Source organism: Methylobacterium ajmalii (assembly GCF_016613415.1).
GTDB lineage: Bacteria > Pseudomonadota > Alphaproteobacteria > Rhizobiales > Beijerinckiaceae > Methylobacterium > Methylobacterium ajmalii.
Window position 1 is genome coordinate 20641 of the sequence record NZ_JACWCT010000161.1, and the last position, 23100, is coordinate 43740.

Genomic DNA, 23100 nt, shown 5'->3' on the forward strand with positions numbered 1-23100 from the left:
CCGGCCTAGAGAAGCGTCACGGTCATTTGGGCCTTCCCCGCGCCCACAGTGGCCGCGCCGCTCAGCATCTGAAGGGACAGCCGCAGGGCGAGCGATCCCCGGGCCGACACCGTGTAGGTGCCGCTCATCGTGCTCCCCCGGGTACCGGCCGCCGATTGGCCCCGATCGGGGACGTAGCCGGCGCTGGCAGCCCAAGCGCCCGATGCGCTACCGCCGGCATTCGACAACGAGAAGTTCACCTCCCCGGCTGTCGTGAGGCCCGCCTCCACTTGCACGTCAACGCGGTACCGCTGGCCAACCTGGGCCATCGGCACGAACACCAAGACCGTCTGGTCCGGTGTAGTGCCAACGGTGATGGGGGCGGCGTTGGTCACCGTGCCCACCGGGCGGTTGCCGTCCGTGCGCTCGTTGCCACCACCCGTGCTTCGGTCCACGTACTCCGCAACCGGGGAGCCAGTGTACGTCCCCTGCGTGCGCAGGTTCGAGGTGATGTTGCCGCCCGAGGTTCCGATCTCGTAAACGCTGACGGTTGGCTTGTTGTGGCGGAACTCGCGGATGTCACCCGCAAGGCAGTCCTTCAAGACCACGCCGATGTGGGCACCGCCGGAGGCGTAGTCCGCCGCGTTGTTGATGGCCTTGAGCCCCGAGAGGTCGAACCCGGGGCACGCCTCCAGGTAAACCACCACGGTGCCCGCCGGTCCCGGTACGATGTCGGTGGGGTACATGCCCGCCGGCATGACGCCAGCCGGGGCACCCTTGTAGAACAGAATGTCCCGCGCCATGAACGACGGACAGTTCTTGGCGCTAATCATGACATCGAGCGCGGAGATGTGCCCTCCGCTGATGCTCCCCCACGGGCGGGCCGACGAGTTCTGGATGTCGAAGCCGACGAGGACGGCCACGAGGATCGGGTTTTCGACCGCGAAGCCTTCGACCTCGCCGCGGCTCTGGATGGCGGTCTTGGCGTTGAAGACGTAAGGCCGCTCCACCAGCGCGTCGCTGGGCCGGCTGGACTCGCTGGTGCCGGTGTTTCGAATACCCGCCGTCATCGTCGCGAACGACAACCGGCCCCCGCCGTAGTCTGCGAAGTTCCGGCGACCGCGGATGAAGGGGTACCGCAGACTGAGGTTGTGTACGTCGATCGTGTCGATGCCCACATCCCAGCCGTGCTGGAGGTAATCCACCCCGCCAACCACAATGCCCTCCAAGGAGCATCGCTCGTGGTTGCGGAAGTTGCCGCTGTCATCCACCGCGTACTGCACGGTGAGGGCGGACTTCTGGGCGGTCTCCGTACCGAGGGTCAGAAAGTTTAGGTTGCGGATGTTTGTGGCGTGGCTGTAGGTATCCTGCGACACCACCATGCCGGGCACGCCGGCCGGCATGACGATGGCCGAAGCCCCGTAGGTCCCCTCCATCCCGAGGGCGCGGTTGGTGGCGACAAGGGGAACCCCGGTGAGGTAGGCCTTGCCCGGCGCAAACACCAGCTTCTCGCCAGACCCTATGGCCTCCGCGAGGGTCTTCTGGTTATCGAATCCGGTGGAGCCGTTGAAGTCTCCTTTGCAGTTGAACCGCTCCACCCCAATGGGGTCTTTCAACCATTGCCCGAGGACATGCGGGGCGGAGATCCCGGGCACCGAGATGAGCTGGGCCGAGGCCGGCGGCAGGACGGGAGGCACGGTGGCCTCCTAGGCGCGGTTCACCCGGAAGGTCGTCCCGGCGCCGCTCGCCAGGTAGACCTCGCCGATGTGCGCAATGGTCTCCGCGTAACCACCCCCGCCAGCCATGCAGAGCCAGCCCCGGCCCGGTTGGAGGTCCGCAGTGTAGCCGTACTCGCCGTCATTCGCCCCGGTGGCGACGATGCAGATGTCCCGGCGGGCGGTGTCCTTGTCGTAGGCCTTGTAGGGCGTGTTGGCCGCCACCGTGTCGGTGAACGCCACGCCGTCCTTGAAGCCCGTCACCGGGCCGCCGGTCGCGAAGGCCGGCAGGGTGAACACGTCGAGGTGGCGGAGGGCGAGCGGCGAGTGGAGGGCGGCGCCTCGGCCCACCTCAGTAGTCCCCGTCCGCGGCGGCGGCCGAACCCGAGCGGTCCGCCGGAGGCATCGCCTCGCCGGCCCCGTAGTCCTCGTCCTCGCAGCCGTCGATCGCGCCGAAGCCGCCGCCCGCCTGGCCGCCCTCGGCGTACTTGCGGACCTGGACGCCGCAGAAGTCGAGGCGGACGCCGGCCTGCTTGCCAGAGGTCATCTTCACGTCCCGGAGCGCATAGAGCACCCGGATGTCCGAGCCGCCGAAGATCGGCCGGGCGTTGTCCGCGCCGGTACCATCCTGGAGGCGGATGGTGATCTTCTTCTCCTCGCCCGACTTCAGGCGGATGGTGGCGTTCTGCTTGTAGTTGAAGACCACGAAGCCGGTGGGGTTGTCGTTGTCGTCCGTCTCCACCTCGAAGGGGACGTAGAGGGTCCAGGCCTTGCGGTCCTTCGCGGTCATGCCCTCGGTGACCTCGGCGAGGTACCGCTCGGCCTCCTTCTGGACCAGGTCCATCATGGCCTGGGCCTCGGCGATGGGGACCCGCTGGCCGGTCTTGAAGACGCCGGCCTCGTTGAACTTGGTGTCGGCCTTATTCAACCACGGGTGGACGGCCTTGCCGAACGGCGAGGTCCGGTAGGTGCGCTTGGCGGGGGTTGCCACTGGGCGGCTCCATGAAGAAGGCTCCGTGCGCTGCACGGGCTGCCGATTGGTAGGCGGCGGACGCTTCCTCCGGTGTGCGGTAGGTGCCGAGATGGCGCTTGCGTCCGTCAGTGAATATCTGGGCTCTCCACCCCGACCCGTGCCGCGAAACCCCTTTGAGGCCGGCGGCGCTGTCACGGTGGGCGGAGCTGTTCTGTACGTTCTGGGCTGGCGTGGCCGCCCGCAGGTTACCCTTGCGGTTGTTCGAGCGGTCCCGGTCCGCATGATCCACCCTGGGCGGGAGATACCCGTTGACCAGGACGAACTTGACGCGGTGGTACTCCATGGAGCCCTCCCCGCGCCGACCTAGGCGCACCGTGCAGTAGCCGCGCTTGCCGGGGCGGAAGACGACCTCGGCGCCAGTGCTGGCCCGCACAACGGCCTCGCCCTCCAACCGGAAGGCCTCCAGAATGCGGACCACTCGGCTCACGCGCAGACGACCTCCTGCCCCATGATGACCAGCCCCACGAAATCCGCGGTGCTCTCGGCCATCATGTTCGCCTTCGTGTGATGCTTCTCGGGCCGCAGGACGCGCCGTCCGAGATGGTGGAGCTGCTCCGCATCCATCCCGGTGCGGGCCGAGATGGCAGCGAAGAGGGTGGCCGCGGCGATCACCTGGGCCTCGGGGGTCTCCCGCTGGATGCCATCGAGCGCCAGGGCGGCGCACCGGAGGGCCTCCTCGCGGGGGGTGGCGTGGAGCTGGTCCTTGTCCAGCGGGCGGTGGCCGTGGAGCTTCATCAGGCGGGCACCACCATGCCGACCTGGAGGCCGCAGTGGGTACCCCGGGGGTTGGTGACGATGCGGTGGCCGCCGAGCGGGCGGTAGGGCTTCACGGCCTTGGGCTTGGGCTGGCGCTTCTCGAAGTGGCCCTTGGCGTTGCGCTTCAGGGGCTCGCGGATGCCGTGCAGCTCGCACACCATCTCCGCCACGCTGGTGAGGTCGGCGAGGGCCAGCTTGCGGCCGTCCTTGCGGTCCCGCTTCTCGGGCCGCGGCAGGGGGAGCGTAGCGGTCTTCTTGCCGTCCAGCGACCGGGTGGTGATGTCGTTGTAGGCCGCCCCCATGCGGATGGTGGTGGCGAACTTCTGTTTGCGGGCCATCGTGTGCTCCTGATGGTGAGGGTGCGTGGGGGTCGGCCACAAATGGCGAGGGGCCCGAGGTGTGAACCCCGAGCCCCTCCGAGCGTGGACCTGGCCAGTGTCTTGCTCGCTGTCTGCCGGTGGGAAGGCCTGGCGGCGGGCGCTAGGTCTTCTCATATCGAAGCCTATTTATAAGCCTTTGATTTATCAGGCGAAAAAGTAGTCGCTGGAAAGCACGTCGGCGAGGTTCAGGCTGCCCATGTCGGGGAGCTGGGGGAGCTGTTCGGAGGCAAGCTCGCCAGCCCGCTCGAAGTCCAAGTCGTGCCGCTCCGCCAGGAGCTGGCCTATGACCACCGTGGAGCACGCCTGCCGGAACGCGGCGAGCATGTTCTCCGAGTGGACCAGGACAAAGGCCTCCCGGAGGATGTGGTAGAGCGCCCACATGTCGGCCGCGTGGGTACCGTAGGCGTCATGCACGCAGGTGAACCCGTCGAGGCCGCGCTCCTTGGCCGCCAGGAGGCAGAGCGTCAGGGCCGCGGCGTCGAGCGAGTGGACAAAGTTGGGCGCGATGCCCCGGAGCTGCGAAGCTGCGTCGAGGTCGGCCGTCTGTTCCCCCACGCGGAGCTGGACGGTGTCACCCCCGAGCATGACCTTGACCTGTTTCTCCAGCACTTTCCCGTAGAAGTGCCGCACCACGAAACCGGACGGCGTCGTCCAGAAGATGGGCTGGTTGCCCTTCGTGGTCGCCTTCGCGGTCTCCTGGAGCCACTCCATGACCGTGGCGCCGCCGGAGACCACCCGACGCACCACGTCCCACATCTTGAGCGACAACCAGGTGATGCGTGTGGTCCGCTCGGTGAGCATCGCCAGGGTGGCCGGGTTCTCCCAGTCCAGCTCCTCGGGCAGCGGATCGGCCTCGTCCAACCACTCGCGGGTGTACTTGAAGAAGGCGTCCTTGGAGCCGCCATAGGGGAGCACCATGACCTGGCGCTTGGTGAGCCCCCGGGGCAGGTTCCGGCCGCAGAGGTCGAGCCAGTAGGTGGCGTGCTCCGCGTTGACCCCGCCCCTCTCCACGGCCTCCAGCTCGTCTTGGAGCAGCCCCGCCACGTACTTGTAGATGTCCCGCGGCTTGTCCCCGGGGATGAGGTTGACGTAGGCACCCGCCACCTCGTCCCGGGTCATGGCCGAGAGGTGCTGGATGCCGTTGCACGTCCCGTCCACCGAGATGGGGAGGTGCGAGATGTAGCCCTCGCCGTGGTCGAGGAAGGCGACCCAGTCATAGATGGCCGCTAGGGAGCACCAGGGCTTGTCCACCTTGTCGGGGCCGCTGGTGGCCGTCCATTCCAGGTTGTTGAGGGGGTCCGCCGCGATGCGCCGCCACAGGGCCTCCCGCTCCCGCACCCACTCGATGCGGTCCTCGTAGCTGGCCTTGTCGAAGCCCCAGCAGGCCGAGAGGTGGACGGCGATCCAACCGCCCGTCTCGTCCGAGGAGACCGCCTTTCCGTTGGCCAGCTCCAGCAGGGCCCGGGAGGCATCGTCCCCTTGGGGCTGGAGGCCAACCGGGATCGGGTACTTGCGGCCCCGGAAGTCCATCATGTGCGGGAAGAAGATCTCCTCGAAGTCCTGGTACTCGAAGGCAACCCCGAGGAGCCTATCCGTGCGTAGACAAGCTCCGAGCCGGCGGAGGTTCTTCTTCACCGCCTGGGCCCGCTGCTGCTTCCACTTCTTGAGCGCCTCCTTGTTCGTCGCGATGTCGGCCGGTTGGGCCGGCTCCGGGATGGGCTCGATGAGCGGGAGGCCGCCGATGGCCATGTTGTGGGTGTAGGCGAGGTGCATCACCGCGAGCACCGCCTTGTTGATGCGCCAGGGCCGGTCCTGAAGCCAGTTGATGGCCTCGTACTCCTGGGGCATGTCGATGGCCTCGTACTCGTCGGCCGCCCACTCCTTCTGCGCCTCCTGGTGGGCCTTGAAGCGGATCAGCCGGGGGCCGCGGACGTAGGGGGTCCAGTAGCCGCCGTCCCGGGTATTGGTCCAAGGCTTGGGCGGGATGATCGTGGGCTTGTAGGCGGGTGAGCGAAGCTCCCAGTGGTCAAGCTCCTTGGCGAGGTGCTCCAACAGCCCGGGCTTGGGCACGAAGACCTCCTTCGGGCCGCGCTTCGAGCCCGCCTTAAAGACGTGGTTCGGGTCCGGCATACGCTCGAACCAGCCGGTAGCGCGGATGATGCAATCCAGCAGGGCGACGCCCACGCGGAGGTGCATCTCCTGGCCCCATTTATCCCAGCTAACCTGTAGCTCACCTGTAGACAACAGGTGGTTGAACCGATTGATGTTCACTCTCTTGCGGTGAACTTCGGTGGCACCGTCTTTGTCTAGCCGGCGCTGTATCCTATGGAACAAGTCGGGGTCAGCTTTTTCCCACGCCCGCACCTGCTGTTCATGCTCGCATGCCCGCCCTATCTCCATGGCAAGGCCCGTGATACCGTGGCGCTCTGTCGCTATGCCGTCGAGGACGACCTTCAGGGCCACCATGCCCATCACGAAGGGGTCCGCGAGGGTTGGCTCAGAGGTTTGCGCCCCGGTCTTCGGGTCCACAGCTTTGGTCGCGTAACGCAGCTTGGCGAGGGAGATGGGCTTCGGCCCCCGCACCTTGTCGAAGCTGTCCACCCACTCCCGGAGGTCCTTAGCGACATCGGGGAGCCAGTCCGTGAGGAGGCCCCGGACGGGGGCGAGGGCGGTCATGGTCTTCTGCCGCGTGGCGTTGACCACCCTGTCCCGCACCCGATCGGCGCCATCGTGGAGCATCCCGCGCTCCATCTCGACTTGTCGGGACCACAGCGGATGCTCCTCGCCCCTCAAGGGCTCGGGAGCCTTAGTCGGATAGGACGGAGGATCGGTCAGCATGTTTTCTGAAGCTCCCTCGGGACGCGACGACGCGGAACTGGAGCCCCGGCGTTCGGGCCCCGACGAAGTGCGACCCGGGGACCGCCCGGGCCGCGCCTTCAAGCGTGTTCAGGATCAGGTGCGGGAGGCGGCCCAGGAGACGACCGCCGACCGCATGGAGGACCTCAAGGCCGGCCGGATGCCCGCCGCAGGGCCCCACGAAGCCAAGCTCCGCAGCCGCTCAACGACCCCCGCAGTGAGGCCCCCTCGACGGCCCGAGTGACCTGGACGCAGGCCCCCGAGCGAGGATGGCGCAGCACCCGGACGTGGACGAGGTTGCCCTCGGCGTCCTCGCGGGCGTAGCTGCGGGCGATCGGGAGGCCGGCGTTCACTCCCCCTTCTCCTTCTTCCTCCGGCCAAGCCGGGCGGCCTTCTCACGCGCCTGGATGGCCTCCCACATCGCGTCGCATTTTGGCTTGCCGTGGCGCTCAACCAGAGCCCGCAGCGCTTGCCTCCCGGAGATGCGCACGACTTGATCGCGGCTCGCGGATTGCCGGGATGCGTTGTCGAACTCCGCGAGTTCGGCCTCGGTGAAGGTCTGGTCGGTCACAGCCATTTCCGCATCTCCTCGGTGCCGTACCCGCCGGTCAGGCGCAGGTAGCCCATGGTGGTCTCGATGTCCTCGTGGCGGAGGTACTGGCGGACCATGTCCAGGGGCATCCCCTTGGTGACGTGGAGGTGGCGGGCGGCGGAGCGCCGGAGGGCCTTGAGGGTGGCCGTGGGGTTGTCCTGCACCTTCAGGAACTCGCGACATTCCTGCCACAACCCGTTCAAGGCGTCGTAACCCGCGAAGATGAACGGTGCGTCGGGGGCAGCCCCGGGCGGGAAGCGTTGCGCAACCAGCTCCGCGGCCTCGTCGCTCAAGGGGAGCGTGGCCTGGGCGCCGGCCGTCTTGAGCCCGGGAACCGTGACGGACCACTTGCCGCCGTCCTCGGAGAAGTCGGACCGGCGGAGCCGCAGCGTCTCCTCAACGCGCAGGCCTGTGCGGGTCGTCCACTGGATGAACCGCCAGATGTCGCCGTACCGCGAGTGCAGCACGCCCCCCTCGGTCTTCTTGGCGAGGAGGAACCGCCGGAGGCGCTCCTCGTCTTCCGGCTTCAACCACCACTTGAGCATCTTGGGCTCCCTTGCTCGGCAACCCTCGACGCATACACCCATCGCCGACAGGCAGTTGAGCCGCTTGTTGATCGTGGCCGGGGAGAGGCCGTGGACGTACCACTCCGAGGTGGCCCGGCGGATGTCGAGGTCCGACACTTGGGCGACCATCACCACGCGATACTCGGCGCCGTCCCGCGGGAAGCGAAGGCGCATGGCCGCCTCGTAGGCCACCGCGCGGATGGCTTTTTCCGCCTGGCTCATGTTGGTGGCGTAGCACCGCCGGCCCTGCCACTTGCGACCCGCTGTCTCCCGCAAGGCCTCCTCTAAGGTCCTCGTGTCCTTCGTCTGCTCTGGCATAGGATGAGAACTCCGTGAGAACTTCGTGCTCTCACCCTATGGCAAAGCAAAAGGGGCCCCCCGCAAGGGAGACCCCATCTTGTTCCGATGGCTCAGGCGTTGCCTTGCGCCGATGTCAGGCTGTGGTCAGTTGTGGGTGCCGTCCTTGAGGATCGGCTCGAAGCCCTGCTCCTGGGCGTGCTCCAGGGCCGCCACCTCGTCGCCGGTGCGGGTGCGGTCGAGGGAGAGTTCCACCTCGGTGCGGCCCTCGCCGGTGATGGTGCCCTCGTCGCGGTCGGCGCCGATGACCTCTGAGATGACCTCCATGCGGAACTCGTCGTCCGCGGCGATCTCGACGGCCTCGCCCTCCTCCGTCACGCCGATCCACCCGAGGTCCGCGTAGTTGAAGACCTCCGGCATCTTGTGCTCGTCCGCGTACTGGGAGCCGAGCCGCGAGGCGTACCAGCCGTGCCGCTCCGCCAGGAGGGCGCAGGACAGACCATCGGCCCACTCCGGCCGGTCCTCGATCGGCTGCTGGACCACGCCCGACAGCGCGTTGATGAAGAGAACGCCCTCTTCGTCGGTCTTGTGGACCGGGATGGTGCGCGAGGCGAACGGGGCGGCAGTCACGTTGGTAGCGGTGTTGGTCATGTGGGCGTGCCTTCAGTTGAGGTTGAGCTTGGACCGGCAGGAGAACCCATGCGGTGACTTTGGCAATCCTAAGAATGCGCGATGTTCCGCAATCGTTCCTTAGGCGTTCTCCATGGCGCTCCGTGCGAGGCCGCCTGCTACTTTAGCAGCACGGCCCCGAGGCGGAACGTCAAGCCTCCGCAATGGCGAGGAGGGTGACCGAGAGGGCGAGCACGAGGAGCCCGCAGAAGAGGAAGGCGTAGAGAGGGAGCATGTCAGCGGGCCGCCTCGAAGCCCACCGCCTTACCCGGGCACTGGCGAAGACCGTAGAGCTTGTAGCCGATCTGGGCGCACACTTGCTCTTGCTCGCCGTGGGCGTTCGCAATGATGCGTTGGGCAAATTGGGTGCCCGGGTTGAAGTTGACCATGATGTACGTGTCGTGGAGATGCACACGGCACTTCGCACGAGCCCGTCCGCCGCAGGTGAGGGACATGATGTGGGTGGCCATTGCTTCTCTCCTCAGTCGTCGCCAGGTCCGCTGGCGCTCCGTGCGAGAGCCTGAGGGATGGCCTCAAGCTCCCGAGGCGGAGCGCCAGGTCACCAGGTACGGGCGCACCGCAGGGATGACGGCGCGACGCCGTAGAGGCGGCCTGCGGTTTCCTTGAGGTCCCGCAGTCTGTCCCCTAGGTCGCGGGCAAACAGCGGCCCGATGTCGATGATGGTCTGGCCCTGCACCAGGCAGGGAAACCAGCCGTCCCTGCTGTTGCCTGTGTAGCCGATGCTGTGCGTCCCCTCGGCTACAAGGTCCTTGATCGGGCGGTAGACGCCGTTGCTGTAGGTGCGCTCTTGCCAGGTGCGAGCCATCGTTCCGCCCTCCCTCAAAGACCACGCGACGCAATCGACCGACGGACAGCCGCCGAGCACCCCAGCAGGTCCGCCGCGGCCTCCACCGTGATGTGGGCCGGCCCGTCGAAGTCCCCCGAGAGGGCATCAAGCTCACCCGTCAGGCTCGGGACCGTGGTCGGGGCCTCGCGTTCCCAGATGGGCCGGCGAGGGCTACGGGCGGTGGTCGAGCGGGAGTGCAGGGCGTCGGGCATGACGGGTCGTCCTCTGGGAAGAGCTTTTGAGCCGAAGGTTTGGGGAGGGAGCCGGCTGGCCGCTTGGCGCTCGCCGTCTGTGGCCCTAAGTTGTATGGGCGAACCGCACTCGTCAACACTCATCCGCACTCATTGGGTGCGGCAGGACAACGCACCCCATGACGCCCTTGCCCAAGCAGATCCGGTCGGAGAGCTTCACGGTGCGCATCACGCCCGACCTGAAGCGCACCATCACGGAGCTTGCGCAGGCCGAGGGGCGCACGGTGGCTGCCTACATCGAGCGGCTGCTGGAGGCGCACGCTAAGGCCATGGGCAAGGCCACATGAGAGACATCCTCGCCGTAGGCGGCGCTGTGGTCGCCCTGGCGGCTGGCCTGGCGTGGGCCAGCTCGGCCGGCCCCTACGGGCTCGCATCCCCCTCCCGGGACGTGGCTTGGCGCATCGACCGCAAGACAGGCGCCGTGTCCGTGTGCCGGGCCGTGAGCCTCCTGAGGGCGCCCGTGTGCTCACCCTTCGGGGCGGACCCCGCGCCAGCACCTAGCACCCCTCAGGCCGGCCCCGCGGAGACATCGGGGCTGCCCTAGGCGGGCATCAAGACCCCTCTGCGCCTGTGGTGCTCAAAGTGACCGACTAGAGGTCCACAGATGGTATCACACGAGGAGAGGTGACAGCCTGAGGGCCCGAGGCGGCTCGATGCCCCCTCGATGGTAGCCCCAGGCCGGCCCAATGTCCTTAGCCGAGGACATCTGATCCCAATGATTTCAATGGGTTAGCGGCCCATGGCAGCCCGAGGCCCCCACCCGGTGCCCTTTTGGCGGCCAGGAGGGCCGTCGGGCACCCCATAGGGGGGAAACCTCGCCGCCGCTGCGCGTGGGTGTCCCCTCGGGTGGGTGACCATCTGCCTTGCTACGGGGGCTGTCCCCTATCCCGCCTCCCCCGCCAGAGTACCAGGAGGAGCGGCACCATGCTGGCGAGGAAGGTGAGGGTGGCTTCGAGGAGGCCTAGGGTCTTCTCGGTCATATTGCGCACAGCTCCTCGATACCTGGTGGTGGGCGAGGAGGGGCCTCTAGTCGGTCACTTTAAGCACAGTACCCCGGTGCTCTCTGCGACCCCTTGGAGGAGGGAGATGGATGGGTCTCTCCCTCTATCTATCTCCTATAGGTAACCTGGAGGTGCCCCCTTCATATACGAAGCTAATTAGGGGGTCTAAGTCATTGATTTCATTGAGGTGGCTTTTTGCCTACCTCGCGGTCGGCTTCAGGCCCACCGCCCTGCGATCCGAGCGGCCCATGATCGGCAGGCCATTCTCGTCCTCGCCATCGTCAGGGCCGAAGAGGCGCTCCCACTCCTCGTCCTGGCGCTCCTCTGAGGCCCGGGTGGCCATCATCTGGGGGTCCACCCCCAGCACATCCGCGAAGGCCCCTACGACCCCCGCCATGCCGTCTATGCGGTCATCGTGGTGCAGGCAGTCCTTCTCGCGGGTGAGGTGCGTGAGCTGGTAGCCCCAGCCGTAGCGGTGTCGCGTGTCCACGCCCTCCATCGCGCGGACCGACTCCTCGTCGTACTCGATGATGGAGCGGTTCACGATGATGCGGTGGGCCTGGCAGGGCGGCTCCAGGACCTCCAGGATGCGCCGCTCCTTGTTCATCTGGTTGGTGGCCTTCACGTCCTCCACCGCGGTGCCGCCCTCCTCCTTGCGGGCCGCACGAGCCGCCTTGTTGGCCCGTTCCCACTCCTTCTCGATGACCGGCCGGAGGAGCTGGGCGAACATACCGGAGCCGAAGTTCTCCTCGACGTTGAGCGTGTTGACCCGGTAGCGAACGCAGCACTTAGCGATGGCCTGAAGGTTCGCCGGAGTAGACCCGCCCATGCCCGCCCACATGTGCAGGAGGAACACGAAACCGTTCAGCTCGCCGGCAATCCACAAGGTCGTCTCGTCGGTGCCGCGGCCGGACGGATCAACGTGCCCCACAATGCGGCTGTAGGGCACCCTGGCGGTTCCTTCCTCCACCTGGGCCTTCTGCCAGTAATCGCCGTCGAAGCCGTGGGCGGGCAACGTCGAGTCACGGTGGGCCGGTTCGCCAGACCAGAAGACAGTCTCGGGGCCGAGCCGCGGGTCCAGGGACATCACCATGAGGTCGCGGACCTTGAGCGGGTACTTGTCCTTGTCCGACAGCGAGGTGTCGAGCATGAACTGGAGCTGGAACTCGCTCTTGCCCACCGCCAGCTCGCGCTTGGCGAAGTCCTCGTCGGTGAACCGCAGGGGCATGATGGACCGGCCGACCAGCCCCGGGCCGTGCTTGGCGAGCTGGGCGAGGACCCACTTGGCCAGCCTGTCACCGTACCGCTTGATCTGCGCCGCGTCCGGGTAGCGGGCGGGCATGATGAAGACGCCGTACCCGCGCTTGGGCAGCTCATTGTAGAGAGAGGCCGCATCGTGCGGCGTCCCGAGGAACTTGACGCTAGGCTTGAAGTTCGCCCCATGCACCTCCGGCGCGTAGGGCTTCAGGATAGCGTCGAACTCCTTGACCGCCTCGCTGATCTTCTCCCGACCGTCCACGGTGAGGGAATTCTGGTCGGACTCCACGTCGTCCGGCAGGATGAAGTCCGCTCGCCAGCCGGCCTGCTGGCCCGTGATGCCAAGCGCGAAGAACGAGGGGCTCTGCTCCGGAAGGGCCGGCCCCACGTCGAAGCCTTGGCTGGATTGGCGCTGGTGGGCCTTCGGCCGCAGGCTCTCCAGCTCCGGCATGGTCATGATGACCTGCAAGCACCAGTTGACCGTGGCCACCGCCCGCTTCGAGCTGGCCGACACCACCATGACCTTGAGCTGCGGGTTGTTCAACAGGAGCCAGATGCCGAAGAGGGCTGCAATCCAGCTCTTGGAGAACCCACGGAAGGCCATAATAACGTCCCGCTCGGGGCCGTGCTGGAGCCGGTACGCGAGGGCGAGCTGGGCCTCGTTCGGGTCGTTGCCGAGGAGGAACCGCCAGGCCAACGTCAGGAAGACCCGGAAGTCCGCCAGGATGGCCGCCATGTAGCGGGCCTCCTCGCTCTGCTCGTCGGGGAGGCCGCCCGGGTGGGTGTGACTGGTGGTGCTGTCGAGGTGGCGTTGTTGGGCCGGCCCCACCACCTTCGCGTTCGCCGGCCGTCTGGCGGTCTTCTTCCGAGCCCCCGTCACCTCGGCGGAGGAGGTCCCGCCGGTGGCTTCGCGGTCTTCTTGGAGGGCCTTGAGGGGGTCGATGAGCTTAGGCACGCCCGAACAGCATCTCGATGGAGTTGAAGATGACCTCCGGGGTCTCCTTCACGCGGATGGCAGCCACACCCATGGCCTCGGCGTGCTGGCGGATCACCACGGAGGTGGCGCCGTTGTGCTCCAAGCTGAGAATGGCCGCGACGATGTCGTTGACGTTGACCATCACCGGGTCGTCGGCGAGATCAGTGAGAAGCATGAAGCGGGGCATACGGCTCTCCTCTAAAACAGATAGCCCCGCACCACCCGGGGAGGGCAGCGCGGGGACTTGGTGGTTACTTGGTGTCGGGCTCGGCGGTCGGCGCCGGGGTGGCCTCGGGCTCGTCCTTCACCGGCTCCGCAGGGGCAGCCGAGCGGCCCGGCCACGCCACCTCGTAGACCCGCTCGCGGGCCTGCCGGTCCACGAGGAAGAAGGTGGCCGGCTGGTCGCCGAGGGCGGCGTTGAGCCCCGCCACGCCCTGGTCCTGGGTGTCGTAGCGCTCCAACTCCTCGACGGCGGCCGGGGTGGCGTGGAAGAGGGCGTAGTGTCCGTCCAGGTTCGTGATGGTGACCTTGGTGTCCATGGCGTCAGGCGTCCTCGTAGTCGGGTCGATCGAAGGACGGCAGGGCCTTCCGCTCCTGGTGCTCGATGGTCTTCATCGGGGGCGGCGCGTAGGTCATGCCGTTGTCGCGGAGGAGATTGCGGAGGATCGCCGCCTCCTGGTGGCCGATCGTGCCGGCCTGGGCCTTGGCCACGTAGCGCCGCAGGAGTGCCTCATGGCCGGCCAGGAGGACCTCGTGGAGGGTCTTCCCCGCGAGGTCGAGGAAGGCGGCCTCCTCGGCGGGGTTACCGCCCTCGGGCTCCTCCATGCGTCAGAACGGCTGCTGCGGGTTGTCGTTGGTGCGGACCGTCACGTAGCAGCGCACGGCGCCGGCCGTGGCGAAGCCCGCCGGGACCAGCTTGGCGAGGCCGTCACGGACGCACGGGCGGTTGGTGTCGCCCTTGGTGGCGGTGGCCTTGAGGATCGTGCCGACTGCCGCGCCGTTCGGGACGGTGACCTGGAGCCCGCCGACCGCGACACCGGCCGAGTTCTGCACGGTGATGGTGCCGCCGGTGGTGACCGCCGCCTGGACCACCACGGACAGCTCCGAGAGCGTGCCGTCGTCCGGGCAGAGGAAGTTCTGGGTGACGTTGTTCGGCAGGTCCGCCGCCGGGATACCGACCTCGACGCGGGGCTTGAAGCCGACCTGGGAAGACGACATGGAGTGATCCTTACTTGTGTAGGTAGGTGAGGACGGACAATCCGAGGGATATGACCGTCAGGAGAACCCCCCACGCCCACTGGTATTCTGTCCGAGTGGAGACGCGGGCGGCATTCGTTGCGGCCGAGGCGGCGGCTATGCCCGCCATCTGGCCTTCGAGGAAGCGGAGGCGGGCCTCGTGGTCCGCGTGGTCGGCCTCCTGGCGGCGGATACCGTCCACCACCCCGTCCATCTTGGCGTCGAGGCGGACCAGTTTGGCGTCCAGCGCCGCGACCGTCTCGTAGGTGAGGATGGCGTTGCCGCGGCCCTTGCGGGGGGCATCACCCTCCGGCTCGGCGGTGGACGCCATCAGGGCGCGAGAGCCACGAGGCCACCGTTGAGGTAGACCTCCTGCGGGGCGCCCGAGGGGACCGTGGGCCGGTTCTGGAGGTACGCCACGAACAAGGGACCGAACGTGGCGTTGAACGCGGCCTGCTGGGGACTCGTCGGCGCTATCTCCCCGTCCGTGACGGCCAGAAGGCCGCCGTTGAGCCAGGGCTGGAGGTCGCCGGGCGGGGGCTGGTTCGGGAGCCCCGCCAGGAACCGCGCGAACAGGATGCGGAAGGCTGCCGAGGTGGTGGACAGGAGGTCGGCCAAGAGGGCCTGCTCGATGGCCACCTGCGTCTGCTCCCGCGTCCACGCCGCGGTGGCGGCATCCTGGGGGTCCACGGGGTCCCCGAGGTTCACCGCCCGGCGGCCCTTGAAGTCGTAGCGGTTCCCCGGGAGCGGTGTCGGCAGGGCGGCCACGCGGTCGGCGGCCTCCTGCGACACGTAGAGGAGCTGCAAGACCGCCCGGTTGAGGTCGCCTTGGTCGAGCTGGCCGGGCTTGAAGGTGACCACGGCGTCCTGGTTGGGCGTGATCCGCTGAATGCGGACCACCTTCCCCGCGAGGTCCCCCGCGGCCACCGGGAGGCGCACTAGGTTGCTGGTGAGCCAGGTGAGGGGGCGGACCTCCACCTCGTCCACGTAGGCGTGGATGTCGGGCCGCTTCAGGAAGGGGAACGGAACCGGGAAGGCGTTGGTGTCGCCGAGCGCTGGCGTCTCGACGAGGCTGTAGGGCATGTTACCTCACTGCGGAAGGAAGCCCGAGAGGTCCACGCCTGCGGCCTTACCGAGGGCGTTGAGCTGCTCTGCTCCGGTCTGGGTGTTGGACTTCGGGGCGTAGGCTTTGGCGACCGCCGCCTTCGCCTCCATGTCCCGCTTGGTGATGGCCGCCCGCACCGCGGGGTCGGCCTTGAGCGCCTTCATGGCGGCCTCCCGGTACTTCGCCACGGTGCCGGTGAGCATGGCCGCCCGGGTGCCCTTGGTCTCCGGGTCGCCGTCCGGGGCCTTGCGATAGGCCTCCGTCTTCATGACCTTCGCCACGGTCTCCTTGAGGGAGGGGCCCCTGGCGGGATGGCCGGCGAGTTCCTGGTAGCGGTCGAAGGCGTTGCGCCCGTCCGACATGGACACGTCCCGGAGGTCGGTCCCCTTGTAGTTGGGGTTGGGCGGGCCCAGCGGGGCCATCCCGGACTCATCGATCATCCGGCGGACCTCGGCGTCCACCGCGGTGGGCTCGCCGTCCACCCACAGACCCTTGTGGACCGTGAGCGGGTCCCCGAAGACATCCCTCTTGGGTGGCAGCTTCTCGGACAGCCCCGGCACAGTGGCCATGATCTTGTCCACCACCCCGCGGGTCTCCCGGAGGAGCGGGTCGGGGTTGCCGAAGCGGAGCGCCGAGGCGAACGGCACGAAGTTGGCCGCCGTGGACCCGGCGACCTTCTGCATGTTCCGGTCCGGGTCCATGATGGCGTCCAGCGTATCGTGGAGGCTGGTGAGGTAGGTCTTGGAGGTAATCTGCTTGGCCAGCGCGATGCCGAGCCCCGCAGCCGCATTCCAGGCCTGCTCCCCGTAGCCGTCCCCGTCCTGGTCGCGGGAGGCGATGTCGATGATGTCCGCGATGATCCCCATGGGCATGGCCACGGGGTCGTACCGCCCGAAGTTGACGTAGGTCTTGGTGCCGTCCTCCCGCGGGATCACGAAGGAGTAGGGCTGCCAGCCGGTGGCCTGGAGGGCCTGCCGGAGCTTCGGGTCGGTGGGCCCGCCGCCGGTGATGTGGCCCTGGACCGCCAGGGTGGCCGCGGTTCCCATGAAGAGGGACCCCATGGCCATCTGGCCGATCGCCTGGGCCTGCTTCTCCGGGCCCATGTCGCCCCGGATCATCTGCCGGTACTCCGCCTGGGCCATGTTGAGCCCCGGCGTCATCTTCCAGCCGAGCCGGAGGACATTGGTCGGCGTCTTCACGAAGGGGACCACGTAGCGGAGGAACTCGTGGTTGGCCACCGAGGTCTGGATGGTCTTGCCGATGGACCCCGGGAGGAGGTCTTGCTGGAAGGTGGCGATGTTGGCCTCCTCCAGAGCCCGGAGGTCCACCGCCCGGCCGGCGTCATCGAAGGAGTTCAGCAGCGTGGACTTGACGTGGTCCTTGAGCGCCTGCCCCTCCAGCCCCGCCGCGATGCCGTCCGCATGGGCGGAGGCCATCACCTTGGAGCGGTAGGTCACCTGCTTGGCCAGCTCGTCCACCGTCCCGAGGAGGCGGGTGGGCGTGCCGGCGGCCTTCATGAAGCCGGTGTAGGCGTTGGACAGGATGTTGGGCACGCTGTCCCACTGCTTGAAGCCCTCGGCGACCCAGTTGGTGCCGCCGGTGCCGTCCGCGGTGCCCTGGGGGCTTATCTCCGCGGTGTGCGGGGACATGATGCTGTCGCCCGTCTTCCAGGTGCGGACCGCGTCCCGCCAGGACTCCTGGATGCTGGCCGCCATGTAGCCGTACTGGCGGGCGTTCTCCGCGACCGCGCCGACATCCCCGAGGATGCCGTGCCCGATGATCCGCTCCATGGGCCGTCCCACCAGCATGTAGCTGTTGGTGAGCGTGTTCACGAAGTGGGTTCGGAGACCCCAGAGGAGGTTGTTCACGTACAGGTACGCGGCGTCCTCCTTGAGGCGGGTCCAGAAGCCGGGCTTGATGAGCTTGGTGGCGACCTGGAAGTCGTGCCCGACGCTGTCCAGCAGGTTGAAGAAGCGGGCGTCATCGAGCCCCTTCATCGCCGCCAGGTCCTCGGCCGTGAAGGCGAACTCCGAGCGGTTGCGACGGAGCGCCCGGCCGGCGGAGGCCCGCATGGCCTGCCCCTCGGCCCAGAACGAGGAGGCGACTTCGAGGTGCTGCATGAGCGCCTCGCGGGCCTTGCCGAGGTCGCCGCCGAACTCCTCCAGCATCCCGAGCTGGATGCGGGACCGGAGGTTGAGGGTGTCGAGCATCGCCCGATTCCCGATGAGCTGGGCCGCCTCCATGTTGGCCACCATGGTCTTGGCGTTCTTGCCGGCCACCTGGATGGCCCCGAGGAGGGCCTGGGGGTCCTCGTTGTAGAGCTGGGTGCGCTGGGCCACGAGACGATCCACGGCGGCGTCCGTGAGGACCCCCTCCGCGTTCCCGCCCTTCGCCTTGTTGAGCTGGGGCTCCAGCATCTCCGCAACCCGGCCGATCATGGCCCCCATGGGCCCCTCCTGGCCCTGGTCGCCCATCCCGAGGTCGGCATGGAGCTTCTGCCAGGGGATGGACCCCCCGTCGCCGAAGCGGTGGCCGCGAGCCACGGCACCGTCCCAGCCTCCGGGACCCATCAGCTCCACGGTGTCGGTGATCCCGTCCGAGATGAGCTTGGTGACCTGTTCCTCGGAGACGGGGATCAGGCGGGGCTTGGCGGGTAGTCCTTCGGGCCCGGCGCCCTGGGTCGGCGAGTCCACGCGGGTGACCGTGGGCGCCTCCGGCGGCACGTCGATGGCTGGGAGCGCGATGTCACCCTCCAGCTCCGCCGCCCGGTTGGGCCGCGCGGGGGGCTTGGCGCTCATGGCCTCGGAGGCGAGGGCATCCTTGGCCTGGGGCACGGAGGGGACACTGGGCCCACCTCCGCCCTCCTGGAGCGCCGCCGGGGCATCCGGCCCGTAGTCCACCGCCTCGCCGGCCGCCTCCCGCTCCGCCAGGGACCGCCGGGGGCTGCGAGCCGACATCGCGTCGGACTGGATGGCATCCACGGGGGCAGGCGCCGGGGGCGGCGGGAGGGCCGCCTCCGCCTGAGCCACGGCCTCGGGGTGCTCCAGCCGCAGCGCCTCGACGGTCTCTAGGTCTCCCTTGCTGGCCGCGAGCTTGGCGTCCTTGTGCGCCACGGCGGCCGAGAGGTCCTTCAGGGCGGCGTCGGTGACCGCCTGTTCCCCGGACTTGAGGGCCTTGAAGCCCGCCACGCTCGCCGCGAAGACCCCCGCAAGGGCGGCATCCACGCCGATGGATTCCAGGGCGTTCTTGGTCCGGCCCAGGGCGGCGCTGTCCCCGGGCTTGCTGGCGAGGAAGTCCGACACGGGGTTCTGGAGGGCGGGGAACTTCTGCACCAGGTCCGAGAGGCGGGGCCCGGAGGGGTCGAACGCCACCGCACCTACCGCCGCCGCCTTGGCGGAGGAGAGCGCCGCGGAGCCCTTGCTGGTGGCCTCCAGGGCGCCCACCGCCGCGCCGACCTTCGGAATAGCCTTGGCGATGCCCACCAGCTTCCCGGCGCCGAGCATCCCGGTGGCGAACTGGGAGAGGCCGGAGACGAAGGAGTTGGCAATGCTGGCGTTGCCGAGGTCCTTGTCCAGGGTCTCGATGTTGCGCCGCAGCTCGGACTTGTCGGCCTCCGCGGTCTGGCCGAAGAGGAAGTCCTTCGTCTCATAGATGGACTTGGCGGCGCCCGTGACGATGGCCCCACCGATTTGGCCCGCGGCGTCCAGGCGGTCGATGGCGCGGCCGGTAGCGGTGGGCTGGGCGGGGGGCTCCGTGGGTGCGGCCGGTTGGGCCGGAGCGGGGGCTGCGGGTGCCGGCGCAGGGGTGACCCCCGAGGGAGCCGGTTGCGCCTGCGGGGCGGCTTTCGGGGCGGCCGGGGCCTCCTCCGCCATCAGGGCTTCGAGTTCCTCGGGGGTCATGCTCATGGGTGGTCCTTAGGCTCGGGTGGTCTTCTTGGTGCTGGTGAGGGTGCCGTTGGCGAAGTTGACGCCCACCCCGAGCTGGCCGGCGGCCCGCTGGAGCGCAGCGCCGACCTCGTCCCCGGACTGGGTGGGCTGGCCCGAGGCATCCACCCGGCGGACCGTGACGTAGCCCCCGCGGCCGGCGACCGGCGCCAGGCGGAGGTTCGGGTTGTCGGCCTGGGCCCGGCGGACCACGGCGGCGACATCCGGCTCCAGTCCGGCGAGGACCTGGTCATGGGCGGCCTTGACCGGGGCCGGGAGCGGGACCGGCTTGACGGGCGACTGCGCGGCCTCGGGAGCCGGCGCAGTGCCGATCCCGAACATGCGCTTGGCCCGCTCCACGAGGCCCGGCTTCTTGACCGCTTGCTGGGCCGCCTGGGCGAGCTGGGCGCCGGGGAGCGCACCGGAGCCGCGGAGGGCGCCGAGCACCTGGTCCGGGGTCACGAGGCTCTTGTTGAGACCGTCGCCCGCATAGGCCGACTGGCCGGCCTGGCGCCCATTCTGGGCCGTGACGTTCGGGAGGCTCGCCCACTCCAGCGCCAGGTTGTTGGCGAACTGGGCGTCGGTGATCTTCCCCGCCTGCCACTTCGAGAAGCCGCGGCGCTCCAGTAGGGCCACCGCCATGCGGTCCTGGAGTTCGGGGGTGAACGGCTCGCTGCCCTTCAGTCCCATGCTGGACTTCAGGTCCTTCAGGGTCGCCGCCATGAACTGGTAGCGGCCGGTGGCCGAGGACTTGGTGCCGCGGCTCTGGGACCACTCGATGGTCTGGTCCAGGGTCCGCTTGGAGAGGTCCTCGGTGGACCCGGCGTTGGCGAAGTAGGCGTTGTAGTTGCCGCGGCTCTCGGGGCCCGCCACGAAGTCGAGGATACGGGCGGCCTTCGGGTTGTCCTTGATGACAGCCAATGTGTAGTTCCCTTGGGTGGGCTCGGCGCTGGTCAAGGCGCGAGCGAAGCCTGATTGGGTGGGGCTGGAGCCAGGCTCGGGCAGCGCGGTGCCGGCCTCGGGCGGGTGGCGGAAGCCGGCCACCTTGGAGAGCGGGAGGGTGTCCTCCTGCACCTTGTTGTCGTCGTTCCCGGCGATGTAGCGGACCCGATCCCCCTCGATCCCGACCACGAACCCGACGTGCCCCGAGGAGCCGGCGGCCATGGACTTGAAGACCACCACGTCGCCCTTGGTCGGCTTCTCGGTGGCGGTACCGTAGTCGAGGAAGTCCACCGCCATGAGGGAGCCGCGCTTGGGCTTGCCCGAGGCGTCCAGCACGGCATCCACGAAGGCGGCGCACCAGGGGATCTTCTGGGGGTCGATCTCCTTGCCGGCCGCCTTGGAGAGGAAGGCCGTGAGGGCCTGTCGCTGCTGGGGATCGTTCTCGCTGAACCCCTCGAACTTCCGGGCGACCTGGTCCGGGCTGGCGGGGCCGGTGAAGGTCTGGCCGTTGAGGGTGGCCGTGCTCCCGTTGAAGGTGGCTCGGCCGACGTAGGCGCCCTGGGCGGCCCGCTCGATGGCATCCGAAAGCCCGGTTGCCGGATCGGTGACGGGCGCCAGGGAGGCAGGCGCGATCGGGGTCCCATCCGGGGCCGCCATGCTCTGTTTGCCGGGGGCCGGCGGGGCGGGGATGCGACCTGAGGCAACCCCCTTCTGGTAGGCTTCCGCCGCGGTCTGCTCCAAGGTCTGGCCTTTCTTCGCCGCGATCCCCTCCAGGGCGGACCGGGTGGCGGGCGGGAGGGAGCCGAGCCACTCGGTGGCATTCGCCGGGGCGGCTGGAGGCTGGGCCTGCGGGGCCGGAGCGGGGGCCGGAGCGGGGGCCGGAGCTGGCGCTGGGGCCGGCACCGGGGCGGCCTGGGCCTGCGGAGCCGGGGCATCGAGCCGGGGCATCCCGTACTCGTCTCGGGCGACATCCCCCGGGGTCGCGGATGTGGCGGCGCCAGGAAGCCCGGGGACCGGCGGCTGTGGCTGGGCGGGTGCCTGGGGCTGCGGCGAGGCGGCCGGGGGCGGCACCAGAGGGTTGGGCACCGTCTGGACCACCGGGGCACCAGGGGCACCGGGCTGAGGCGAGGTCGCCGCGCCGAACTTGTTGGGCTCGGGGAGGCCCTGCCGGTTCAGCGTCATGCCCGTGAGGTCGCCTCCGGGCTGCTCCAGGCGCTTGAGGATGCCGGCGCCGATGTCGGCCACCGCCTTCTCCTGCTGGAGGACGTTGGCGTTCGGGTTGTCGATGGCCCACTGGAGGAGCTGGGTGCGGAAGTCGTACTGGGCCTGGAGCCCCTCGTTCGACACAGACCCATCATCGAAGACCTTCGACGCATCCTTGTCGTTGGCCGTGCGGACCTTGATGGTGTCGAAGAGGGTCTTGACGGACTGTCCCTTGAGGATGCCGTCGATCTTCGGGCCTTCCTTCTGCATCCCCTCGGCGAACTTCCAGGCCGTGCGGAGGTCCTCGGGGTTCTTGAAGACCCCGTCCCGCATGGCCTTCTGGACCACCGCGGGGCCGCCCCCGTCGAGGATGTCCCGGGTGACCCGCAGGAGGTCCCCGTTGTCCGAGGTCTGGGTCCCCTTGCCGATCTTGTCCCGCCAGGTGATGACGTTGATCCGGAAGTCCGGGTCCACCTTCTCGCCGCGGGCCAGGAGGGCCTCCGGGACGGGGGCGTTGGGGTCCTTGAGGATGAAGTTGATGGTGTCGCGGGTGACCGCGTCCTTGTCGGCCTGCTTGGCCTCTCGCCGGGCCTTCTCGGCCTCCACGACAGCCTTGCGGGCCGCCACGTCGATGGTCTCCTGGGCCTTGGCCTTCTCGTCTCGGCCATAGGGGGTGTTGGCCCAGGTATAATCCTTGCCGGGGACCTTGCGGTCCAGGATGCCGAGGAGCTTGGGGTCGTTCTGCTTGATGGCCTGGGCGGTGATGCCGTCCACCAGGGAGCGGTCGTAGGCGTCCTCGGTGATGCCCCGCTTGAGGGCAGCCGCGCGGTTCGCCTCCAGGGTCGCCGCCACGGTGGCGTAGTCGGTGCCCTTCTTGCTTGCCAGGCCGGCCGACACCGCGGTCTCGATGGCCTGGTCGTTGATGGCGCCCTCGGTGCGCACGGCGTCCTTCATCATGGCCGCCGACACGTCGCCGATGTGCTTCTGCTGGTAGTTCGCCGTGATCTGGCGGACCTTGGGCAGGAGACCGCGGAGGACATCGGGGTCGCTGGTCCCGATGTTGTCCTTCATGAACTTGGCCACGAAGCCGTCATAGGCCTTCGGGTCCGCCGAGTTCTTCCCCTCCCAGGTGTCATAGGCGGCGGCGAACCGCTGCTCCATGTCATTGCCGGCGGCGGTGCCCTGGGCTTGCTTGAAGCCGGACACGAAGGTCTTGGAGGCCTGCGCCGGGATCGCCCCCGACGCCACCGCCTCGGCGTAGCCCTGCTGGTTGCTGGTGTGGAAGGCGGCCTCGCCCTGGAGGCGCTGGTCCTCCTCCTCCTGCTTGTCGCGCTTCCCCATCAGCTCCCCGAGGCTCCCGCCCAGCCCCGCGAGGGAGCGGGCGAGGTCCTGGAGGGAGGTGTCGCGGGAGGGGGCCTGGGCCTGGACGAAGGTATCGACGGGCGCAGCTACGGGCCGGTAGGCCTCCGTCAGCTCAACGCCACGGTAAGGCTCACGGGCCATCCGGTGCTCCTAG

22 protein-coding genes are annotated in these 23100 nt (G+C 68.6%); 1 reads left to right on the forward strand and 21 read right to left on the reverse strand.

The genetic code is table 11. The features are described from left to right. Positions 1-5: 5 nt before the first annotated feature. The 12 genes from HPY23_RS28430 to HPY23_RS28485 form a co-directional block, all read right to left on the reverse strand. Complete coding sequence (locus HPY23_RS28430; RefSeq protein WP_200601578.1) at positions 6-1676, reverse strand: hypothetical protein; 1671 nt, start codon at positions 1674-1676, stop codon at positions 6-8. A 9-nt stretch (positions 1677-1685) separates the two neighbouring features. Further along, positions 1686-2045, reverse strand: coding sequence for a hypothetical protein (locus tag HPY23_RS28435; protein ID WP_200601577.1), 360 nt, complete (start codon positions 2043-2045; stop codon positions 1686-1688). Between the two features lies 1 nt (position 2046). After that, a complete protein-coding gene (locus HPY23_RS28440; RefSeq protein ID WP_200601576.1) occupies positions 2047-2685 on the reverse strand; it encodes a hypothetical protein in 639 nt (212 codons plus the stop codon). Beyond that, positions 2615-3010: an HNH endonuclease signature motif containing protein gene (locus HPY23_RS34155; RefSeq protein ID WP_413231085.1), complete on the reverse strand. Its 396-nt coding sequence runs from the start codon at positions 3008-3010 to the stop codon at positions 2615-2617. Before HPY23_RS34155 ends, HPY23_RS28440 begins: the two co-directional genes overlap by 71 nt. Positions 3011-3150: 140 nt before the next feature. Continuing rightward, positions 3151-3462 (reverse strand): hypothetical protein, encoded by a 312-nt coding sequence (locus HPY23_RS28450; RefSeq protein ID WP_200601574.1) that lies wholly within the window; start codon positions 3460-3462, stop codon positions 3151-3153. After that, the gene (locus tag HPY23_RS28455; RefSeq protein ID WP_200601573.1) at positions 3462-3821 is read right to left on the reverse strand and encodes a hypothetical protein; all 360 of its coding nucleotides are present in this window, start codon (positions 3819-3821) and stop codon (positions 3462-3464) included. The genes HPY23_RS28450 and HPY23_RS28455 overlap by 1 nt, the downstream gene beginning before the upstream one ends. A gap of 186 nt (positions 3822-4007) precedes the next feature. Then, on the reverse strand, positions 4008-6701 hold the full coding sequence (locus HPY23_RS28460; RefSeq protein ID WP_200601572.1) for a DNA-directed RNA polymerase: 2694 nt from the start codon (positions 6699-6701) through the stop codon (positions 4008-4010). Between the two features lie 367 nt (positions 6702-7068). Next, positions 7069-7296 carry a hypothetical protein gene (locus HPY23_RS28465; RefSeq protein WP_200601571.1) on the reverse strand — a complete coding sequence of 76 codons (228 nt, stop codon included), beginning with the start codon at positions 7294-7296 and terminating at the stop codon, positions 7069-7071. Then, the gene (locus HPY23_RS28470; protein ID WP_200601570.1) at positions 7287-8153 is read right to left on the reverse strand and encodes a tyrosine-type recombinase/integrase; all 867 of its coding nucleotides are present in this window, start codon (positions 8151-8153) and stop codon (positions 7287-7289) included. The genes HPY23_RS28465 and HPY23_RS28470 overlap by 10 nt, the downstream gene beginning before the upstream one ends. Before the next feature lie 168 nt (positions 8154-8321). Further along, positions 8322-8825, reverse strand: coding sequence for a hypothetical protein (locus HPY23_RS28475; protein ID WP_200601569.1), 504 nt, complete (start codon positions 8823-8825; stop codon positions 8322-8324). Positions 8826-9079: 254 nt separating this feature from the next. Then, positions 9080-9313 (reverse strand): hypothetical protein, encoded by a 234-nt coding sequence (locus HPY23_RS28480; RefSeq protein WP_200601568.1) that lies wholly within the window; start codon positions 9311-9313, stop codon positions 9080-9082. Between the two features lie 89 nt (positions 9314-9402). Then, positions 9403-9669 (reverse strand): hypothetical protein, encoded by a 267-nt coding sequence (locus HPY23_RS28485; RefSeq protein ID WP_200601567.1) that lies wholly within the window; start codon positions 9667-9669, stop codon positions 9403-9405. Positions 9670-10060: 391 nt separating this feature from the next. On the opposite strand from HPY23_RS28485, the gene HPY23_RS28490 reads away from it, so the two are divergent. Further along, positions 10061-10228 carry a ribbon-helix-helix protein, CopG family gene (locus HPY23_RS28490; protein ID WP_200601566.1) on the forward strand — a complete coding sequence of 56 codons (168 nt, stop codon included), beginning with the start codon at positions 10061-10063 and terminating at the stop codon, positions 10226-10228. Between the two features lie 913 nt (positions 10229-11141). Here the strand turns inward: HPY23_RS28490 and terL are convergent. The 9 genes from terL to HPY23_RS33675 all read right to left on the reverse strand — a co-directional run bounded on the left by terL (position 11142) and on the right by HPY23_RS33675 (position 23087). Then, positions 11142-13154, reverse strand: coding sequence for a phage terminase large subunit (gene terL / locus HPY23_RS28495; RefSeq protein WP_200601565.1), 2013 nt, complete (start codon positions 13152-13154; stop codon positions 11142-11144). Beyond that, a complete protein-coding gene (locus HPY23_RS28500; protein ID WP_200601564.1) occupies positions 13147-13362 on the reverse strand; it encodes a hypothetical protein in 216 nt (71 codons plus the stop codon). Before HPY23_RS28500 ends, terL begins: the two co-directional genes overlap by 8 nt. A gap of 64 nt (positions 13363-13426) precedes the next feature. Continuing rightward, a complete protein-coding gene (locus HPY23_RS28505) occupies positions 13427-13714 on the reverse strand; it encodes a hypothetical protein (RefSeq protein ID WP_200601563.1) in 288 nt (95 codons plus the stop codon). Positions 13715-13718: 4 nt separating this feature from the next. Beyond that, positions 13719-14000: a hypothetical protein gene (locus HPY23_RS28510; protein ID WP_200601562.1), complete on the reverse strand. Its 282-nt coding sequence runs from the start codon at positions 13998-14000 to the stop codon at positions 13719-13721. A gap of 3 nt (positions 14001-14003) precedes the next feature. Beyond that, complete coding sequence (locus tag HPY23_RS28515; protein ID WP_200601561.1) at positions 14004-14393, reverse strand: hypothetical protein; 390 nt, start codon at positions 14391-14393, stop codon at positions 14004-14006. Positions 14394-14403: 10 nt separating this feature from the next. Next, positions 14404-14742, reverse strand: a complete 339-nt coding sequence (locus tag HPY23_RS28520) for a hypothetical protein (protein ID WP_200601560.1) — start codon at positions 14740-14742, stop codon at positions 14404-14406. Further along, complete coding sequence (locus HPY23_RS28525; RefSeq protein WP_200601559.1) at positions 14742-15494, reverse strand: phage tail fiber domain-containing protein; 753 nt, start codon at positions 15492-15494, stop codon at positions 14742-14744. The genes HPY23_RS28520 and HPY23_RS28525 overlap by 1 nt, the downstream gene beginning before the upstream one ends. Positions 15495-15500: 6 nt before the next feature. Then, positions 15501-19421, reverse strand: a complete 3921-nt coding sequence (locus HPY23_RS28530; RefSeq protein ID WP_200601558.1) for a hypothetical protein — start codon at positions 19419-19421, stop codon at positions 15501-15503. Positions 19422-19430: 9 nt separating this feature from the next. Further along, positions 19431-23087 (reverse strand): CHAP domain-containing protein, encoded by a 3657-nt coding sequence (locus HPY23_RS33675; protein WP_200601557.1) that lies wholly within the window; start codon positions 23085-23087, stop codon positions 19431-19433. Positions 23088-23100: the final 13 nt, after the last annotated feature.

What these genes read in the sequence shown, in the direction of transcription:
- HPY23_RS34155 (WP_413231085.1), bottom strand. Translation starts at nt 3,010, where the DNA reads ATGGAGTACCACCGCGTCAAGTTCGTCCTGGTCAACGGGTATCTCCCG.
- HPY23_RS28450 (WP_200601574.1), bottom strand. Translation starts at nt 3,462, where the DNA reads ATGAAGCTCCACGGCCACCGCCCGCTGGACAAGGACCAGCTCCACGCC.
- HPY23_RS28455 (WP_200601573.1), bottom strand. Translation starts at nt 3,821, where the DNA reads ATGGCCCGCAAACAGAAGTTCGCCACCACCATCCGCATGGGGGCGGCC.
- HPY23_RS28460 (WP_200601572.1), bottom strand. Translation starts at nt 6,701, where the DNA reads ATGCTGACCGATCCTCCGTCCTATCCGACTAAGGCTCCCGAGCCCTTG.
- HPY23_RS28465 (WP_200601571.1), bottom strand. Translation starts at nt 7,296, where the DNA reads ATGGCTGTGACCGACCAGACCTTCACCGAGGCCGAACTCGCGGAGTTC.
- HPY23_RS28475 (WP_200601569.1), bottom strand. Translation starts at nt 8,825, where the DNA reads ATGACCAACACCGCTACCAACGTGACTGCCGCCCCGTTCGCCTCGCGC.
- HPY23_RS28480 (WP_200601568.1), bottom strand. Translation starts at nt 9,313, where the DNA reads ATGGCCACCCACATCATGTCCCTCACCTGCGGCGGACGGGCTCGTGCG.
- HPY23_RS28485 (WP_200601567.1), bottom strand. Translation starts at nt 9,669, where the DNA reads ATGGCTCGCACCTGGCAAGAGCGCACCTACAGCAACGGCGTCTACCGC.
- HPY23_RS28490 (WP_200601566.1), top strand. Translation starts at nt 10,061, where the DNA reads ATGACGCCCTTGCCCAAGCAGATCCGGTCGGAGAGCTTCACGGTGCGC.
- HPY23_RS28500 (WP_200601564.1), bottom strand. Translation starts at nt 13,362, where the DNA reads ATGCCCCGCTTCATGCTTCTCACTGATCTCGCCGACGACCCGGTGATG.
- HPY23_RS28505 (WP_200601563.1), bottom strand. Translation starts at nt 13,714, where the DNA reads ATGGACACCAAGGTCACCATCACGAACCTGGACGGACACTACGCCCTC.
- HPY23_RS28510 (WP_200601562.1), bottom strand. Translation starts at nt 14,000, where the DNA reads ATGGAGGAGCCCGAGGGCGGTAACCCCGCCGAGGAGGCCGCCTTCCTC.
- HPY23_RS28515 (WP_200601561.1), bottom strand. Translation starts at nt 14,393, where the DNA reads ATGTCGTCTTCCCAGGTCGGCTTCAAGCCCCGCGTCGAGGTCGGTATC.
- HPY23_RS28520 (WP_200601560.1), bottom strand. Translation starts at nt 14,742, where the DNA reads ATGGCGTCCACCGCCGAGCCGGAGGGTGATGCCCCCCGCAAGGGCCGC.
- HPY23_RS28525 (WP_200601559.1), bottom strand. Translation starts at nt 15,494, where the DNA reads ATGCCCTACAGCCTCGTCGAGACGCCAGCGCTCGGCGACACCAACGCC.
- HPY23_RS28530 (WP_200601558.1), bottom strand. Translation starts at nt 19,421, where the DNA reads ATGAGCATGACCCCCGAGGAACTCGAAGCCCTGATGGCGGAGGAGGCC.
- HPY23_RS33675 (WP_200601557.1), bottom strand. Translation starts at nt 23,087, where the DNA reads ATGGCCCGTGAGCCTTACCGTGGCGTTGAGCTGACGGAGGCCTACCGG.